The 17,788-nt window shown below is 71.9% G+C and carries 14 protein-coding genes; 3 read left to right on the top strand and 11 right to left on the bottom strand.

Annotated features, from left to right (window positions below; genetic code table 11):
- Positions 1-651 precede the first annotated feature (651 nt).
- The 6 genes from amrb99_RS03290 to amrb99_RS03265 all read right to left on the bottom strand — a co-directional run bounded on the left by amrb99_RS03290 (position 652) and on the right by amrb99_RS03265 (position 8,905).
- Positions 652-3,375 (bottom strand): ATP-binding protein, encoded by a 2,724-nt coding sequence (locus amrb99_RS03290; protein WP_190852002.1) that lies wholly within the window; start codon positions 3,373-3,375, stop codon positions 652-654.
- 84 nt (positions 3,376-3,459) lie between these two features.
- A complete protein-coding gene (locus amrb99_RS03285) occupies positions 3,460-4,377 on the bottom strand; it encodes a potassium-transporting ATPase subunit C (protein ID WP_190852000.1) in 918 nt (305 codons plus the stop codon).
- Between the two features lies 1 nt (position 4,378).
- The gene (gene kdpB, locus amrb99_RS03280; RefSeq protein ID WP_190851998.1) at positions 4,379-6,556 is read right to left on the bottom strand and encodes a potassium-transporting ATPase subunit KdpB; all 2,178 of its coding nucleotides are present in this window, start codon (positions 6,554-6,556) and stop codon (positions 4,379-4,381) included.
- Positions 6,553-8,223: a potassium-transporting ATPase subunit KdpA gene (gene kdpA / locus amrb99_RS03275; protein WP_190851990.1), complete on the bottom strand. Its 1,671-nt coding sequence runs from the start codon at positions 8,221-8,223 to the stop codon at positions 6,553-6,555. The genes kdpB and kdpA overlap by 4 nt, the downstream gene beginning before the upstream one ends.
- On the bottom strand, positions 8,224-8,313 hold the full coding sequence (gene kdpF, locus amrb99_RS52955) for a K(+)-transporting ATPase subunit F (RefSeq protein ID WP_190851987.1): 90 nt from the start codon (positions 8,311-8,313) through the stop codon (positions 8,224-8,226).
- 76 nt (positions 8,314-8,389) lie between these two features.
- The gene (locus tag amrb99_RS03265) at positions 8,390-8,905 is read right to left on the bottom strand and encodes a hypothetical protein (RefSeq protein WP_190851985.1); all 516 of its coding nucleotides are present in this window, start codon (positions 8,903-8,905) and stop codon (positions 8,390-8,392) included.
- 392 nt (positions 8,906-9,297) lie between these two features.
- On the opposite strand from amrb99_RS03265, the gene amrb99_RS03260 reads away from it, so the two are divergent.
- The 3 genes from amrb99_RS03260 to amrb99_RS03250 all read left to right on the top strand — a co-directional run bounded on the left by amrb99_RS03260 (position 9,298) and on the right by amrb99_RS03250 (position 13,521).
- Positions 9,298-10,728, top strand: coding sequence for a DUF4118 domain-containing protein (locus amrb99_RS03260; protein ID WP_190851982.1), 1,431 nt, complete (start codon positions 9,298-9,300; stop codon positions 10,726-10,728).
- Positions 10,725-11,402, top strand: a complete 678-nt coding sequence (locus tag amrb99_RS03255; RefSeq protein WP_190851980.1) for a response regulator — start codon at positions 10,725-10,727, stop codon at positions 11,400-11,402. The genes amrb99_RS03260 and amrb99_RS03255 overlap by 4 nt, the downstream gene beginning before the upstream one ends.
- A 145-nt stretch (positions 11,403-11,547) precedes the next feature.
- Positions 11,548-13,521 (top strand): APC family permease, encoded by a 1,974-nt coding sequence (locus amrb99_RS03250; RefSeq protein ID WP_347256510.1) that lies wholly within the window; start codon positions 11,548-11,550, stop codon positions 13,519-13,521.
- Between the two features lie 6 nt (positions 13,522-13,527).
- Here amrb99_RS03250 and amrb99_RS03245 read toward each other — a convergent pair whose 3' ends face one another.
- The 5 genes from amrb99_RS03245 to ilvE all read right to left on the bottom strand — a co-directional run bounded on the left by amrb99_RS03245 (position 13,528) and on the right by ilvE (position 17,463).
- Positions 13,528-13,986: a MarR family winged helix-turn-helix transcriptional regulator gene (locus amrb99_RS03245; protein WP_206699769.1), complete on the bottom strand. Its 459-nt coding sequence runs from the start codon at positions 13,984-13,986 to the stop codon at positions 13,528-13,530.
- 32 nt (positions 13,987-14,018) lie between these two features.
- Positions 14,019-15,008: a LysR family transcriptional regulator gene (locus amrb99_RS03240; RefSeq protein WP_190851974.1), complete on the bottom strand. Its 990-nt coding sequence runs from the start codon at positions 15,006-15,008 to the stop codon at positions 14,019-14,021.
- 162 nt (positions 15,009-15,170) lie between these two features.
- Positions 15,171-16,118, bottom strand: coding sequence for a zinc-binding dehydrogenase (locus tag amrb99_RS03235; RefSeq protein WP_190851972.1), 948 nt, complete (start codon positions 16,116-16,118; stop codon positions 15,171-15,173).
- Positions 16,115-16,531 (bottom strand): cupin domain-containing protein, encoded by a 417-nt coding sequence (locus amrb99_RS50540; RefSeq protein WP_190851970.1) that lies wholly within the window; start codon positions 16,529-16,531, stop codon positions 16,115-16,117. Before amrb99_RS50540 ends, amrb99_RS03235 begins: the two co-directional genes overlap by 4 nt.
- Positions 16,528-17,463: a branched-chain-amino-acid transaminase gene (ilvE, locus tag amrb99_RS03225; RefSeq protein WP_190851968.1), complete on the bottom strand. Its 936-nt coding sequence runs from the start codon at positions 17,461-17,463 to the stop codon at positions 16,528-16,530. Before ilvE ends, amrb99_RS50540 begins: the two co-directional genes overlap by 4 nt.
- Positions 17,464-17,788 lie beyond the last annotated feature (325 nt).

Genomic DNA, 17,788 nt, shown 5'->3' with positions numbered 1-17,788 from the left:
TTCGCTCGGGCCGATGGTGCTCGCCGTTCTCGTCCGCGGGACGGTCGCTGGGCGGCAGCGGCGCGTCCAGCGGCTGGAACCGACAGGTCCTGGACGGGGAAACGGCTCTGCGCGTCGTCGGGTCGTTCGGCGGATGCGCGGACGACGGCGGACTTCGCGATCCTCCGGGCGACGCCTCGCCGCCGACCACCGGCCAGACAGCCGATTCCAAGCGATCCATCGCATGCCCCCAATTTGCGGCATTCTGCCGCCACATCGCTTTTCGCGAATGCGCCTTGCGAGGCCCGCACCCGCAAAACCCACGCTAGGGCCGGGTCGCGGCCTTGTTCGGGATCACTACGTCTTGTTGACGCCCCCGCCGGGAATCTTGACGCCTCCCTGACGGCATGCCTCCGGCCACTCCCAAGGACGCCGCCGCTTGCGGAGGAGGTGCGGTCAGGCGCGACCGATCAGAAGCGGCGTCCGTCAGGCCATGGAAGGCATGCCGTTCAGACTGCGTGGGCGCGGTCGGCGACGTTCCAGTTGTTCGCTTCATCGTCTCCGAGGCCATGGGCGGTGACGTCGACGTTGTCGCGGAGACCGTCAAAAGGTGATCGGAACGACGTGAGCGCATCGCCACGTAAACGGCGGCCGGGAGCGAAGCCGTCACGATCATTGGGAGGGCCCCGCGCGATCGTTGCCTTGGCCGATGCGGTCGCGCCAGGCGGCGACCCGGTCGATGATCCTGGGGTCGGCGAGGTCGGCCTCCGTGGCCCTCTCCTCCGGGTCGGCCGTCGGGCCGGCAGTGGCTCCGGAGGGCGCCTCGGACGGGGGATGCGGGCGGCGGACCGGCATGGTGAGGATCATGGTGAGGCCGCCGCCCGGGGTCTCCTCCGGGGTGATGTCCCCGTCCATGGCTTCGGCGAGGCCGCGGGCGAGGGCCAGGCCGAGGCCGACCCCGGTCTCGTTGTCGCGGTCGCCGAGGCGCTGGAAGGGCTGGAAGACCCGGTCGCGGTCGGCGGGCGGGATGCCGGGGCCGCGGTCGATGACGCGCAGTTCGAGCCGGTCGCCGTGGGCGCTGGCGGTGATCACGACGGGCTCGCCGTGCGGGTTGAAGCGCACGGCGTTGGCGATGAGGTTCGCCAGGACGCGCTCCAGGAGCGCCGGATCGGCGACCATCTCGGGCAGGCCGTCGGGGATGTGGATCTCGACGGCGTCCCGGTCGGTGTCGCCGATCGCGCGGGCGACGACGTCCTCGGCCGCGACCCGGCTCGGGGAGATGCCGAGCGACCCGGCCTGGAGGCGGCTCATGTCGAGGAGGTTGGCCACCAGGTGGTCGAGCCTGGCCAGGGATTCGGCGGCGGTGGCGACCAGCTCGTCCTGGTCCTCGGCGCTCCACGGGACGTCGGGGCTGTGCAGGCTCTCGACGGCGGCCTTGGCGGAGGCGAGCGGGGTGCGCAGGTCGTGGCTGACGGCGTTGAGCAGCGCGGTGCGCATCTTGTCGGCGGCTTCCAGCGGGCGGATCTGGCGGGCCGTCTCGGCGAGGCGCTGGTGCCGCAGCGCGACGGCGGCCTGGGCGGCGAACGCCTCGAGAACGCGGCGGTCCGAGGCGGGCAGCGTCCGGCCCCGCAGGACGAGGGAGAGCGTGCCGTCCTCGACCAGGATGTCGGACTCGCCGGCGTCCGGGCTGGTGCAGGGTTCGCCGCCGGCGGTGGCGACGATCCCCCAGCGGTCCGGGTCGCGCAGGGTGTCGGGCGTCACCGGCGCGTCCGGGTCGCGTTCCAGCAGCGTGACGGTGGTGAGCGCGTAGGTCTCGCGGAGCCGTTCGAGGATGTTCGCCAGCGCGCTGTAGCCGCCGGGCCCCGCGATCGGCGCGTGCTCGCCGCGCAGGATGTCCCCGGCGAGGGTGGACAGCACCTCGGCGTCGGCGCGGGCCCGCGCCGCCTCCCGGCTGCGGCGCACGGTGATGTCGACGATCGTGCTGACCGTCACGCCCACCACCACGTAGATCACGAGCTGGAGCACCGCCTCGGGCTGGGCGACGGTGAACGTTCCGGTGGGCGGGGTGAAGTAGTAGTTGAGCAGGAGGGAGCCGCCGATCGCCGCGAACAGCGCCGGATACAGCCCGCCCAGCAGCGCGACGCCGACGACCGCCGCCTGGAACAGCAGGATGTCGCTGGCCAGGGACAGCTGTTCGCGCAGGTGGACGAGCAGGACGGTCAGCAGCGGCAGCCCGGCCGCGGCCAGCGCGAACCCCGCGTTGCGGCGCGCGGCCGGGAGTCCCGCCGATCTGCGCGCCCTCCACCGGCGGCCCTGGTTGGTCTCCTCGTGGGTCACCAGGTGCACGTCGATGGTCCCGGACTGCGCCGTGGTCGTGACGCCGACGCCGCGCGAGAACAGCTGGGCGACCCGTCCGCGCCGGGACGCGCCGAGGACGAGCTGGGTGGCGTTGACGCCGCGCGCGAAGTCCAGCAGCGCGTCCGGCACGTTCGATCCGACGACCTGGTGGTAGCTGCCGCCCAGGCTCTCGACCAGGGCCCGCTGCCGGGTCAGGTTCGCGGGGCTGACGTCGGTGAGCCCGTCGTTGCGGGCGACGTGGACCGCCAGCAGGTCGGCGCCCTTGGTGCGGTCGGCGATGCGGGCGGCGCGGCGGATGAGGGTGTCGCCCTCGGGGCCGCCGGTGAGGGCGACGACGACGCGTTCGCGGGCCTCCCAGGTGCGGGCGATGCCGTGGTCGGCGCGGTACCGGTCGAGCTGGTCGTCGACCTTGTCGGCCAGCCAGAGGAGCGCCAGCTCGCGCAGCGCGGTGAGGTTGCCGACGCGGAAGTAGTTGCCGAGGGCGGCGTCGATCTTCTCGGGGGCGTAGATGTTCCCGTGCGCCATCCGGCGGCGCAGCGCCTCCGGCGCCATGTCGACCAGCTCGACCTGGTCGGCGCGGCGGACCACCTCGTCGGGGACGGTCTCGCGCTGCGGAACCCCGGTGATCTGCTCGACGACGTCGTTCACCGACTCCAGGTGCTGGACGTTGACGGTGGTGACCACGTCGATGCCGGCTTCCAGGATCTCCTCGATGTCCTGCCACCGCTTGGCGTTGCGCGAGCCGGGCACGTTGGTGTGCGCCAGCTCGTCGATCAGCGCGACCTGCGGCCTCCGCGCGGTGACGGCGCCGGTGTCCAGCTCGGTGAAGCTCGTGCCGCGGTAGTCGAGCGTCCTGCGCGGGACGATCTCCATGCCTTCCAGGAGCGCGGCGGTGCGCGGCCGGCCGTGGGTCTCCACGAAGCCGACCACCACGTCGGTGCCCCGTTCCCGGCGGCGGGCGCCTTCGGCGAGCATGGCGTAGGTCTTGCCGACGCCGGGCGCCGCGCCGAGATAGACGCGCAACCTGCCGCGCCCCATGCACACCTCCATCGTGGACGCCCGTGGTGGCGGACCCCGGATCGGATGTCCGGGGACCCGCCACGGCACCGGGCTTGAGCGGGATCAGCCCCGGATCGGGTAGGACCGGTCGAGGGCGATGTTGAGCTTGAGGACGTTGACGCGCCGCTCGCCCATGAAGCCGAGGTCGCGGCCGTCGGTGTTGTCCTCGACCAGTCGCCTCACCTGGGCGGGGGTGACGCCGCGCGCCGTGGCGACGCGGTTCACCTGCAGCGACGCGTAGGCGGGCGAGATGTGCGGGTCGAGGCCGCTGCCGCTCGCGGTGACCGCGTCGGCGGGGACGGCGGGCTTGGCGGGCGCGCCGCCCTTGACCGGCACGACCAGGCCCTTGGCGTAGTCCTCGCCGTACTTGGCCAGCTCGACGGGCACTCCCTTGTAGGCGGCGATGAACGGTGCCTTCACCACGCCCTGCTCCTCGTTGAGGCTGACCACCCGCGTGGGGTGCGGGACGGTGCCGTCGGCGGCGCGGTGGCCGAACACCGCCAGGACGGCTCCGGCGCCGCCCGGCGTGCAGAACGGCCGCGCGCCGCTGACGCCTTCGAGGTCGCCGACGGCCTTGCTGCGGGCGCAGACCTGGGTGAGCAGGCTCTGCTTGGCGTTCTCGTCCTCCTTGCCGGCCGCGATCAGCTTGGGGTCGGGCAGCGTGTCGACGACGTCCTCGGGTCCGAGGTTGCTCGCGGACGTGGCTGTCGGGTCGTAGCCGTCGCTGGCGTTGGACGGGCGGCTCTGGAAGTACTGCCTGAGCGGCTCGCCGCCGGAGCCGGTGAACGACTGGCCGATGAGCGCGCTGCCGACCGTCCGGCCGTGCAGGGAGACGTAGGAGCCGTCGGCGTGGTGCTTCAGGCCGGGGACCTGGGCGACCGCGAACACGGCCAGCGGGTAGGCGACGCCGAGCAGGACGGTCAGCACGAGCAGGGCGCGCAGGGCGGCCAGGTGCTGCCGGATCCAGGTGGGATAACGCATGTCAGGACATCCCCGGAAGGAATCGGATGAGAAGGTCGATGATCTTGATGCCGACGAACGGCGCGACGATGCCGCCGAGCCCGTAGACGTACAGGTTCCGCGACAGCAGCTGGGACGCGCTGCTGGGCCGGTACCGGACGCCGCGCAGCGCCAGCGGGATCAGCGCGATGATCACCAGCGCGTTGAACACGACGGCGGACAGGATCGCCGACTGCGGGCTGTGCAGCCGCATGACGTTGAGCGCGTCCAGGCCGGGGAACAGCCCGACGAACAGCGCCGGGATGATCGCGAAGTACTTGGCGATGTCGTTGGCGATGGAGAAGGTGGTGAGGGCGCCGCGGGTGATGAGCAACTGCTTGCCGATCTCCACGATCTCGATGAGCTTGGTCGGGTCGGAGTCCAGGTCGACCATGTTCCCGGCCTCCTTGGCGGCCGAGGTGCCGGTGTTCATCGCCACCCCGACGTCGGCCTGCGCGAGCGCGGGCGCGTCGTTGGTGCCGTCGCCGGTCATCGCGACCAGCCGCCCGCCCTCCTGCTCGCGCTTGATGAGCGAGAGCTTGTCCTCGGGCTTGGCCTCGGCGAGGAAGTCGTCCACGCCGGCCTCGTCGGCGATGGCCTTGGCCGTCAGCGGGTTGTCGCCGGTGATCATGACGGTGCGAATGCCCATCCGGCGCATCTCGTCGAACCGCTCGCGCATCCCGGCCTTCACCACGTCCTTGAGGTGGATGACGCCCAGGACGCGCGCGTCGCGGTCCACGACCTCCCCGACGACCAGCGGGGTGCCGCCGGACGCGGAGATGCCGTCCACGATCTGGTGCAGGTCGGCCGGGACGTCGCCGCCCTGCTCGCGGACCCACTCGCCGACCGCGGCGGCGGCGCCCTTGCGCAGCATCCGGTCGGGCGTGCCGTTGCCGGACTCGTGCAGGTCGACGCCGCTCATCCGCGTCTGGGCGGAGAAGGGCACCCAGGTGGCGTGGGACAGCTCGCCGGGCGTGCGTTCCCGCAGGCCGTGACGCTGCTTGGCCAGCACCACCACCGAGCGCCCCTCCGGGGTCTCGTCGGCCAGGCTGGACAGCTGGGCGGCGTCGGCCAGCTCGTCGGCGTCGACGTCGCGCAGCGGCAGGAACTCGGCGGCCTGCCGGTTCCCCAGGGTGATCGTGCCGGTCTTGTCCAGCAGCAGCGTGTTCACGTCGCCCGCCGCCTCGACGGCGCGTCCGGACATGGCGAGGACGTTGCGCTGGACGAGCCGGTCCATGCCCGCGATGCCGATCGCCGACAGCAGCGCGCCGATCGTGGTGGGGATCAGGCAGACCAGCAGCGACACCAGCACGATCCCGGTGACGCCGTGGGCGGCCAGCGCCAGGCTGTCGCCGACGCCCGGGTTGACGGACTTGGAGAAGATCGCCAGCGGCTGCAGCGTGGCGACGGCCAGCAGGAAGATGATGGTCAGCGCGGCGAGCAGGATGTTGAGGGCGATCTCGTTCGGCGTCTTCTGCCGGCTCGATCCCTCCACCAGCGCGATCATGCGGTCGATGAACGACTCGCCGGGGCGCTGGGTGATCTTGACGATGATGCGGTCCGACAGCACCTTGGTCCCGCCGGTCACCGCGGACCGGTCGCCGCCGGACTCGCGGATGACCGGCGCCGACTCGCCGGTGATCGCCGACTCGTCCACGCTGGCGATGCCCTCGACGACGTCCCCGTCACCGGGGATGATCTCGCCGGCCTCGACGACGACGTGGTCGCCCTGCCGCAGGTCGGGGGCGCCGACCTGCTCCTCGCGCAGGTCCGTCCGGTCCCGGGCCCAGCCGGTCAGGCGGCGCGCCACCGCGTCGGTCTTGGCGCGGCGCAGCGCGTCCGCCTGCGCCTTGCCCCGGCCCTCGGCGACCGCCTCCGCCAGGTTCGCGAAGACGACGGTGAGCCAGAGCCACACCGCGATCAGCCAGGCGAACACGCTCGGATTCGCGGCGGCGAGGACCGTGGTCCACAGCGCGCCGATCTCCACGATGAACATCACCGGGTTGCGCCACAGGGTGCGCGGGTCGAGCTTGCGCATCGCGTCCGGGAGGGACTTCACCATCTGCTTCGGGTCGAGCAGGCCGCCCTGGATCCTGCCTCCGCCGCGGTGTTCCGGCGGTCGCGGCGCCGAACCCGACGCCTGAACGGTCTGAGTGGTCATGAGTGGATTCCTTCGGCCAACGGCCCCAGCGCCAGCGCGGGGAGGAAGGTGAGCGCGACGAGGACGACGGTGACGCCGACGACGAGGCCGACGAACTGCGGCCGGTGCGTGGGCAGCGTGCCGTCCGACTCCGGGGCCTGCCCCTGCCGGGCCAGCGATCCCGCCAGCGCCAGGACGAAGATCATCGGCAGGAAGCGCCCGAGGGCCATGCACAGGCCGAGCGCGGTGTCGTAGAACACGGTGTTGACCGTGAGCCCGGCGAACGCCGAGCCGTTGTTGTTGGACGCCGAGGTGAACGCGTACAGCACCTCCGACAGCCCGTGCGCGCCGTGGTTCAGCATCCCGTCCCGGCCGCTGCGGGTCGCCATCCCCACGCCCGTGCCGACCAGCACCAGGATCGGCGTGATCAGGAAGTACATCGAGGCGAGCTTGATCTCGCGGGAGCCGATCTTCTTGCCCAGGTACTCGGGCGTGCGGCCGACCATGAGGCCCGCCACGAACACCGTGATGACGGCGAGGATCAGCATCCCGTACAGGCCCGAGCCCGTCCCGCCCGGCGCGACCTCGCCGAGCATCATGTTGAACATCGTCATCATGCCGCCGAGGCTGGTGTAGGAGTCGTGGAAGGAGTCCACGGCGCCCGTCGAGGTCAGCGTGGTCGCGGCGGCGAACGTCCCGGAGTTCGACACCCCGAACCGGGCCTCCACGCCCTCCGTGGCCCCGCCGACCGCGGTCGGCACCGTCCCGTGGTGCATGAGCTGGAACACCTGGACGAGCACCACGCTGATGATCGCGAGGGTCGCCATCACCGAGACGATCGCGTAGCCCTGCCGGTCGCTGCCGACCATCCGGCCGAACGTGCGGCACAGCGCGAACGGGATGAGCAGGATCAGGAAGATCTCCAGCCAGTTCGTCCAGGGGGCGGCGTTCTCGAACGGGTGGGCGGAGTTGGCGTTGTAGAAGCCGCCGCCGTTGGTGCCCAGCTCCTTGATGGCCTCCTGGCTCGCGACCGGCCCGCCGGTGATCGCCTGGTGCCCTCCGGCCAGCGTGTTCACCACGTGGTCGTTGGCGTCCCCGAAGTTCTGCACGAGCCCGCCCGCGATGAGGACGAGGGCGCCGACGAACGCGATCGGCAGCAGGATCCGCAGGCTGCCGCGCACGAGGTCGACCCAGAAGTTCCCGAGCCGGTCGGTCCGCTTGCGGGCGAAGCCCCGCACGAGCGCGATGGCGACGGCCATGCCGACGGCGGCGGACACGAAGTTCTGCACCGCCAGACCCGCCATCTGCACCAGGTGGCCCATCGTCGACTCACCCGAGTACGACTGCCAGTTGGTGTTGGTGACGAAGCTGACCGCGGTGTTCCACGCCTGGTCCGCCTTGACCGGCGGGAAGCCGAGGCTCAGCAGCAGGTGGTTCTGCAGCCGCTGAAGACCGTACAGGAACAGGATGCTGAGCACCGAGAACGCCAGCACGCTGCGCGCGTAGACGGGCCAGGTCTGCTCGGCGTCCGGTCTCGCTCCGATCAGCCGGTAGATCGCCCGCTCGACGCGCGTGTGCCTGGTACCGCTGTAGACGCGGTACATGTAGTCGCCCAGTGGCCGATACACCACCGCAAGGGCGAGCACGAGGGATCCGATGAAGATGATCCCCGCGAGGGTCGTACTCATCTAGAAGCGCTCCGGGTACAAGAGTGCGGCGATAAGGAAGATGGTCAGGATCGCGGCGAGCACGAGACCGACCGCGTTCTCGACGGTCACAGCTTCTCCACGCCCCTCACCACTAGCCCGAGCAGGACGAACACGCCCACGGTCAGCAGAACGAACACCACGTCGCTCATAGTCGTTTTCCTTGTCGAATGTCATCGCGGCCGGAACGCCCTTGACGGCGGGCCGTCCGCCGATCGCGCTGGTAAGGGATCGCGTGGGGGACCTTCGCGGAACGGGGCGGCACACCGTCCGCGCCCGTGTCCGCGCGTTCCGCCGGCCACTCCTCGGGCGGCGCCGGCCAGCCGGACGCCTCCCGCTCGGGGACGGCCCGGCGCATCCGCGCGCCCGCCGCACCCGCGGCGGCGCCCGCGCCGATCAGGACCACGGCCCGGGCGGCGTCCGACGGCCCGCTCACCACCAGGTCACCGGACCCGGCGACGTCGAATCCCGTCACCAGCGCCCAGGCCGCCGTCCCGAGCAGGGCGCCCGCGAAGGGCGGCGCGGCCAGCGACCAGCCCGCCACGGACATCCCGGTGACCGCGAACCCCACCGGCCAGGGGGCGTCCTTGAGCACGACCGTGATCACGAACGCGCACAGCACACCCCCTCCCAGCGGCCACGCGGCCGCTTCCAGGCGCTCCATCGCGGCCTCCCAGCGCATCTCACGCCCCGGCTCCTTCCAGGGCACAATGGAGTAAAGCGCCGTTTTGGGGAGAGTTGACCGACCTTGACGCGTTTTTAGCGGCGCCGGCCGCAGTATTAACGCGTTCCTAACGCCGGGCCCCTCCCGCAGTGGCGCAGGTCACCCGCGGCCATGGCGAGCGCACTTCACAGGGACTCGCAAAAGCGGCCTAAACCACTCTCCCGCCGCATTGACGCGCTTTTAGCGCGGTCGATTATCAGCGGTCGCGAAAGCGGTTTCGCGGGTCGCGAAAGGGAGCCGGGGGCCGATGACCGCCGTCAGCGGCCGCCGCTCACGGCCTGCCCCGGGCGGTGGCCTGTGGCGCGGGGGCCGCGGCATACGCTGGGATCATCATGAGGACGCCGAAGGACGGCGCGCTGAGCCGCCGCAGGCTGGTCGCCGGATGGGTCCTGGCACTCGCCGGGCCGCCGCTGCTGACCCTGCTGCTCCTGCCGTGGCGCGGCGACCTGGGCCTCGCGTCCGAGCTGCTGGTGTTCCTGACCTTCACCGTCCTCGTCGCGCTCGTCGGCGGGCTCGGCCCGGCGCTGTTCACCGCCATCGCCGGGAACCTCCTGACGAACTGGTTCTTCACCCCGCCCTACTACACGCTCACCATCGCCGATTTCGAGCACGTCCTGGCGCTGGTGCTGTCGGTGGTGGTGGCGGCCGCGGTGTCGCTGGTGGTCGACCTCGCGGAGCGGCGGCGCCGCTGGGCCGTCCAGGCCGGGAGCGAGTCGGTGACGCTGAGCCGGCTGTCCACCACGGTGCTGCTCGGCGAGGACACCCTGCCCGACCTGCTGCGGCAGGCCCGGGAGACGTTCGCGCTGACGTCGGTGACCATGCTGGAGCGGACGCGGCACGGCTGGGACGTCATCGGGTCGTCGGGCGACGGGTACTGCACGGACCCGCACCAGGCGGACATGCGGGTGGAGGTGACCGGCGACCTGCTGCTGGCACTGCGCGGCCGGGTGCTGCCCGAGGCGGACCGGCGGGTGCTGTCCGCGTTCGCGCACCAGGCGGCGGCCGCCGTGGAGCGGCAGCGGCTGCAGGCCGAGGCGACCCGCGCCAGGGAGCTCACCGAGATCGACAAGGTGCGGACGGCGCTGCTCGCCGCCGTCTCCCACGACCTGCGCACCCCCCTCGCGTCGGTGAAGGCGAGCGTGAGCAGCCTGCGCCAGGACGACGTGGAATGGGATCCCAAGGACCGGGCGGAACTGCTCGCCACGATCGAGGAGTCCGCCGACCGGCTGAACCGGCTGATCGCCAACCTGCTCGACATGACCCGGCTGGAGACGGGCGCGGTCGCGCCGCTCACGCGTCCGGTGGCGGTGGACGAGATCGTGCCGTTCGCGCTCGCCGCGGTGCCGGAGGCCCGGATCGAGGTGGACGTCCCCGAGACGCTGCCACCGGTGCTCGTCGACCCCGGGCTGCTGGAGCGCGCGCTCGCGAACGTGGTGGAGAACGCCGTCCGGCACGGCACCGGCCCCGTACAGGTCGTCGCGAGTGAACTACGCTTCGGCCGTGCGGAGGGGCGGATCGAGATCCAGGTGGTGGACGACGGGCCCGGCGTGCCGGACCACGACAAGGACCGCATCTTCGGGTCCTTCCAGCGGCTCGGGGACGCGCCGAAGGGCGCCGGCGTGGGGCTGGGCCTCGCGGTCGCCCGCGGGTTCACCGAGGCGATGGGCGGGACGCTCGTCGCGCGTGACACCCCGGGCGGCGGGCTGACCATGGTGTTCGCTCTGCCGATCGCGCAGGACCCACCGGTGGCGGAGGACCGATGACCCTGGTGCTCGTGGTGGAGGACGAACCGCAGATGGTCCGCACGCTGCGGATCAACCTGAAGGTGCGCGGCTACGAGGTGCAGGCCGCGCCGGACGGCCGGACCGCGCTCGACCTCGCCGCGCGGCGCCCCCCGGACGTGGTGATCCTCGACCTCGGCCTGCCCGACATGGACGGCACCGAGGTGATCCGCGGCCTGCGCGGCTGGCTGAGCGTCCCGATCATCGTGCTGTCGGCCCGGCACGGGTCGTCGGAGAAGGTCGCCGCGCTCGACGCGGGCGCCGACGACTACGTGACGAAGCCGTTCGGGATGGACGAGTTCCTGGCGCGGCTGAGGGCGGCGATCCGGCGGTCCGCGCCGGTGGAAGGCGGCAGCGCCGTGGTCGCCACCGACTCCTTCACCGTCGACCTCGCCGCGAAGCGCGTCACGCGGGAGGGCGCCGACGTCCGGCTGACCCCCACCGAATGGCACCTCCTGGAGCTGCTGGTGCGGCATTCGGGGCGGCTCGTGAGCCAGCGGCAGCTGCTGCGCGAGGTGTGGGGCCCGGCGTACGAGACGGAGACGCACTACCTGCGCGTCTACTTCGCCCAGCTCCGCCGCAAGCTGGAGCGCGACCCGTCCCGGCCCCGTCACCTGATCACCGAACCGGGCATGGGCTACCGCTTCGAGCCCTGACCGCCCGCCTCCGGCCCGGCGGCGAGCCGGGCGGGATCCCCGCCGAGCCGGGGGTGTTAAGAGCGCGTCAAGATCGACGCCGTCGCCGTCAAGAGCGCGTTAAGGAATCTGTCGACACGGCCGGGCGGGGCGGTCGGATGGGACCGTGCGCAATGTCCTGACCCCCAAGCGCCTGCTGGTCGGCCGCCCCCTGCGGAGCGAGCAGATGGGCGAGACGCTGCTCCCCAAGAAGCTGGCGCTGCCGGTGTTCTGCAGCGACCCCCTGTCGTCCAACGCCTACGCGACCGAGGAGATCCTGCTCGGCCTGAGCCTGGGCGGGCTCGCACTGTTCCACGTCGCCCCGTGGATCGCCCTCGCGGTGATCGTCCTGCTGACCGTGGTGGTGCTGTCGTACCGGCAGACCTGCCACGCCTACCCCAACGGCGGCGGCGCGTACGCGGTCAGCCGCGAGAACCTGGGCGTGAACGCGTCGCTGACCGCCGCGAGCGCCCTGCTGGTCGACTACGTGCTGACCGTCGCCGTGTCGGTCGCGGCGGGCGTGGCCAACATCGTCTCGGCCGTCCCGGCCCTGGCCCCCTACTCGGTGGTGCTCTGCCTCGGGCTGGTCGCCCTGCTGGCCCTCATGAACCTGCGCGGGGTCAAGGAGTCGGGGGCGGTGTTCGCCGTCCCCACCTACGGGTTCATCGCCGTCATCGGCATCGTGATCGTCTGGGGGCTGGTCCGGGCGCTGCTCGGCGACACCCCGCAGGCCGAATCGGCGCACTTCGGGATCGCGGCGCACCACCAGACCACCGGGCTGCTGGCCGTCGTCCTGATCCTGCGCGCCTTCTCCCAGGGGTGCACGGCGCTGACCGGCGTCGAGGCCGTCAGCAACGGGGTGCCCAACTTCAAGAAGCCCAAGAGCAGGAACGCCGCCGACACCCTGGCGATCATGGGCGGGCTCACCATCGCGATCTTCGCCGGGATCACGTGGCTGGCCCTGGCCTCGCACGTCCGGATCGCCGACAGCGTCTCCGCCCTCACCGGCGCCCCGCCCGGCTACGAGCAGAAGACGGTGATCACCCAGGTCGCCGCCGCGGTGTCCGGCTCCGGATCGTGGCTGTTCTACCTCGTGGCCGGGTTCACCGCCGCGATCCTGGTCCTGGCGGCCAACACCGCCTACAACGGCTTCCCGATCCTCGCCTCGATCCTCGGCGAGGACGGCTTCCTGCCCAAGCAGTTCTCCCGGCGCGGCGACCGCCTCGTCTTCAGCAACGGCGTCGTCATCCTCGCCGTCCTCGCCGGCGGCCTCATCTGGATCTTCGACGCCAGCACCACCCGGCTCATCCAGCTCTACATCATCGGCGTCTTCGTCTCCTTCACGCTCAGCCAGGCCGGCATGGTCAAGCACTGGACGACCGCCCTGCGCGCCGCGCCGCCCGGCGCCCGCCACGCGCTGCACCGCGCCCGGGCGATCAACGCGGCCGGCACCGTCCTGACCGCGCTCGTCCTGGTCGTCGTGCTGATCACCAAGTTCACCCACGGCGCCTGGATCGTGGTCATCGCGATGCCGCTGGTGTTCCTGATGATGAAGGGCATCCACCGCCACTACGCGCGGGTCGCCGTCGAGCTGTCGGCCGGCGACGGCTCCCTCGCGCTGCCGAGCCGGATCCACGCCGTCGTCCTGGTCTCCAAGCTGCACGCCCCGACCCTCCAGGCGCTCGCGTTCGCCCGCGCGACCCGCCCGTTCGACCTGACGGCGGTGACCGTGTCGACGTCCGCCACCGACACCACCGCGCTCGAGGAGGAATGGGCCCGCCGCGACATCCCCGTCCCGCTCAGGGTCCTGGACTCCCCCTACCGCGACATCACCGGCCCCGTGCTGGACTACGTCGGCCGGATCCGCCGCAAGAGCCCCCGCGACGTCGTCTGCGTCTTCATCCCCGAGTACGTCGTCGGCCACTGGTGGGAGCACCTGCTCCACAACCAGAGCGCGCTGCGGCTGAAGGCGCGGCTGCTGTTCCGGTCCGGGGTCATGGTCACCAGCGTCCCGTGGCAGCTCGGCTCCGCCGAAGCCGCCTTCGCCCGACGCACCGACGAGGCGGCGCTGTCCCCCCGCCACCAGGCCGCCCACCGATAGTCCGCTTCAAAGGGCACATCGGCCTCCCAGGGCACGTTCGATCGCGCCGCTGATCGACGTCATCGCCTCGACGATCCGCCGCCGGTCGCTCTCCGAGAACGCGCCCAGCCTGGCGCGCAGCACCTCCGCCATGCGGTCCTCGATGACCTCGAAGGCGGCGCGGCCGCGCCGGGTCAGCCGGACCGTCTGGAAGCGCCTGTTCTCCGGCGACCGGTCCCTGATGATCAGTCGGTCGGCCTGGAACCGCCGCAGGACGCGGCTGAGGTAGCCGGGATCCATGCCGGTCCGCCGGCGCAGCTCCATCACCTCGGTGACGTCCCGCTGCGCCAGCTCGACGATCACCCAGCCCTCGGTCACGGAGTACGGGGCGTTCTCCCAGCTGAGCCGCAGGCCGTCCACCAGGTACCGGTACATCCGGCCGAGCGCCCGCGCATCGCCGACGAGGTCGCCGTCACGCGACCGCACGGCGGGCTCCGGAGCGATATTCATTGACCAAGTCAAACATATGTGCCCCCGCTCGTCTCCAGCCGGCGGTTCGGGCGCAGAGCATGCCGCTCGGGCTCCGCGACGGGCAGGCAGTGCGGCCCCAGCCCGGCGGCGACCCGGCGAAGATGCTCGATCATGGCCGACGAGGAGGGCAGCCGGTACTCGCCGGCCGGCGTCGCGGCCGCCACGGTCCGGGTCAGCGACGGCTCGCTCAGCGGGCGCACCACCAGGCCGGACGGGGTCGCCGACAGCGTGAGCGACGGGGCGAGGGCGACGCCCAGGCCCGCCGCGACGAGACCTCGCACCGTCATCTGGTCGTCGGTGCGGAACGCGATCCGCGGCTCGAAACCCGCCTTCCGGCAGGCGCGCGGAAGGACGTCGATGGTCGAGCCGTGATGCACGCCCTGGATCCAGCGGTCCTCGGCGAGGTCGGTCAGCCGGAGCCGCTCGCGGTCCGCGAGCGGGTGATCGAGCGGAAGCGCGACGTGGAGGGGGTCCACGAGAAGCGGGCTGAGCTCCACGTTCGCCGGAACCTCCAGCGGCACTACGGGGAACTCGTAGACGAGGGCGAGGTCCAGCTCGTACATCGCGACCGCGGCCATCGCCTCGTCCCGGTCGATCTCCGTCAGGTCGACCTCCACATCGGGGAGCCGCTGCTGGAACGCGCTCACCGCCCGGGGCATCAGGGTGGCGTTCGCCGTGGTGAACGACCCGAGCCGCAGCCGGCCGCCGGAACCGTGCGCGACGGCGGCCAGGGACGTCTCGGCCGCGCGCAGCTCGGCGAGGACCACCTCGGCGTGCCGCACCAGCACCCGTCCCGCCTCGGTCAGCCGCGCGCCTCGCGCATGGCGCACGAGCAGCTGCGCCCCCGCTTCCCGTTCGAGCACGGCGATCTGCTGGGAAACGGCGGAGATGGTGAAGGAGAGGGCCTCCGCTGCGCGGGTCAAAGAGCCGTGCCGCGCCACCTCCCGGAGCACACGCAGCCGCGTCACGTCGAGCATGGCGCAATGCTAGAACCAGGGTTCGGGACTCCCCCGGCTCCCGGGGAAAGGCCCCTCCCGAGCCGGACGGCGGGCCGGGTGAGACCACGCCGACCGCGATGAGGACCCGCTTGCCGCGTCATCGTTCGCCTCCTGGAAACGGACGCTCGGAAATTCGGCTTGTCAGCCCTGCTTTTCCCTCGTCACCCGGAGCACCGCTTTCCCCGCCAGGCGCCGGTCGCGCAATCGGTGCAGGGTCGCCCGGGCGTCGCGCCAATCGTCGACGGCCGCGATGTCCGCTGCCAGCTCCCCCGTGGCGACCAGCCGGGCAAGGTAGGCGAGATCATCCGCGGTGCGGGGGCAGTCCAGGTCGTTCAGCACGTAGAAGCCGCGCAGAGACGCTTCCTTCGGGTAGAAGTCGCTCACTGAGAACGACGTGGCGGCGCGCGAGGAATTGCCGAAAGAGACGACGGTGCCGTGCGGTGCGACGAGGCGGAGCGCCTCCCGCAGAGACTCACCGCCGCCGGTCTCCAAGACGAGGTCGAATCCCGCCTTCACCTCCTCGACGCCGACGACGACCTCGGCGGCGCCGAGCGCGGCGAGACCCTCGCCGCGCTCGGGCCGGCCGACCACCGCCGTCACCTCGGCCTCGAACCGCCGCGCCAGCTGGACGGCGAACCGCCCGACCCCGCCGGCCGCCCCCGTCACCAGAACGCTGGCCCCCGACAGGTCACCTCCCATGCGCAACGTCCGCAGCGCGGTCAGCCCGGCCGTTGGCAGCGCCGCCGCCCGCTCGACCGTGAGTCCCTCCGGGACGGCGGCGAGCCGGGCCGCGGGGACCGCGACCCGCTCGGCCCAGCTGCCCCCGTCCGCGATGCCGAACACCCGCGTGCCCGGGACCGGGCGACCAGGGGCCGGGGCGGTGCCGGACGTCCCCTGATCCGCCACCACCCCGGCGAAGTCCCAGCCCGGCCGCCAACCCGCGGCCGCCGCCGTCAGACGGTGCAGTTCGCCCCGGTTGACCGAGACGGCCTGCACGTCCACCAGCACCTCGCCGGCGCCGGCGGACGGCTCGGGCACCCGGACCAACTCCACCAGGCCGTCGTCGCCCGTCGCGGACAGGGCTCTCATGATCCGGCCGGCCAGCGCGGAGGCGCTTCGGGTGCTCGGTCCAGCCCTTCCCAGTCGCTCCGGACGGGCGAGAACGCCTCGACGACCACCGCGCCGTCGGCACCGGCGTGCACCTCGTGCGGCACGTCGGCGTGGATCCGCCACATGCCGCCGGGGCCGCACTCGCGCGTCTCCGGACCGATGGTGAACCGCAGGGAGCCCGCCAGGCAGAGCCCGACCTGCTCGTTCGGGTGCCGGTGCGCCGGCACCAGGCCGCCGGGCGGGATCTCCACGACCGCCAGCGTGATCAGCTCGCTCTCGACGACCCTGGCGACGACGTCCTGCCAGATGCGCAGCGGCCGGATCGAGTCCAGGTCGCTCAGGGCGCTCTCCGTCCCGGTCCCCGTCCGGACCCGCCTGCTCGACTCGTTCACGCCTCCGCCTCCGTGCCGAATACGGGAGTGGTCCACTCGTGGTGCCGGTCGCCGTCCCGCCGGGCGATCGACGACAGTTCGCGCTGCAAGGCCAGCGTCGTCTCGCCCGGCCTCCCGTCGCCCACCGGGCGCCCGTCCACCTCGATGATCGGCGCGACCATGGCGGCCGTGCCGCACAGCAGCGCCTCGTCGCAGGCGTACAGCTCCGAGCGGTGGACACGGCGCTGGACGACGGTGACGCCGAAGTCCTCGGAGAGCAGCCCGGTCACCTGGCGGCGGGTGATCCCCTCGAGGATGTCGTCGGTCGCGGCGGGCGTGGCCCACTCGTCTCCGCGGCGCACCAGGACGTTCGACGTCGTCGCTTCGGCCACATGGCCGTCGGTGGTCAGCAGCAGTGCCTCGTCGAACCCGCGCTGGACCGCCTCCGTCTTGGCCAGCGCGGGGCCGACATAGCTCCCGATCACCTTGGCGCGGTTGGGCACGGCGACGTCCGTGCCGCGCCGCCAGGTGCTCACCATGCACCGGATGCCCCGCGGGTCGATGTAGTCGCCGGGCATCGGGGTGGCCGGGATGCACAGCCGGCTGCCCGAATCGTGCATCCGGACGGCGAGCTGCTCACCGGCCAGGAACAGCAGCGGGCGGACGTAGCTGTCGGCGCACACGCCGTTCCGGCGCAGCAGTTCGCAGGTCACCGCCACCAGATCCGCAGGCGCGTACGGCAGCCGGAGGCCGAGGATCCGCGCGGAACGCTCCAGCCGCTCGTAGTGCGCCGGCGCCTCCAGCAGAAAGAGGTCTCCCCGCTCCTGGTTCCACGTGGCCCGGATCCCCTCGAAGGTCCCCGTTCCGTACGAGACGACGTTCGCGAGAACACTCAGCCGCGCCTCATCCGACGAAACGAATTCGCCATCGACGAAGACCACGTCGTAAGGCATGCCGAAAACGGCGGGATCTCGCGGCCCTACTTCTGCCTGTAGACTCACTGCACTGACCTCCCCTTCACCGAGGAACGCCTGTCAGCAGCACGTTAAGCCGGTCGCCGCGTTAAGCACAATCGAAGGCTTCTTAATCAAGCCTTCAGCATTCCTGTAAGCGACGCCAGGCCGCCCGCCCGGGCACTGAGCCTTGCCGAGACGCACCGCGAAACCCGGCAATTCCCTGCCGTCGAGGCGAATTGAAATTCGCGAATTCAATATGAAGAGCGAGACGGCGGGCACCGCCGGAAAGCCCCGCGCACACGACGGCGCGCCGATGCCCCCG

Source organism: Actinomadura sp. RB99, assembly GCF_014706005.1.
Classification (GTDB): domain Bacteria; phylum Actinomycetota; class Actinomycetes; order Streptosporangiales; family Streptosporangiaceae; genus Spirillospora.
The sequence above is the reverse complement of the archived record's forward strand: the minus strand, read 5'-3'. Positions and strand labels throughout refer to the sequence as shown.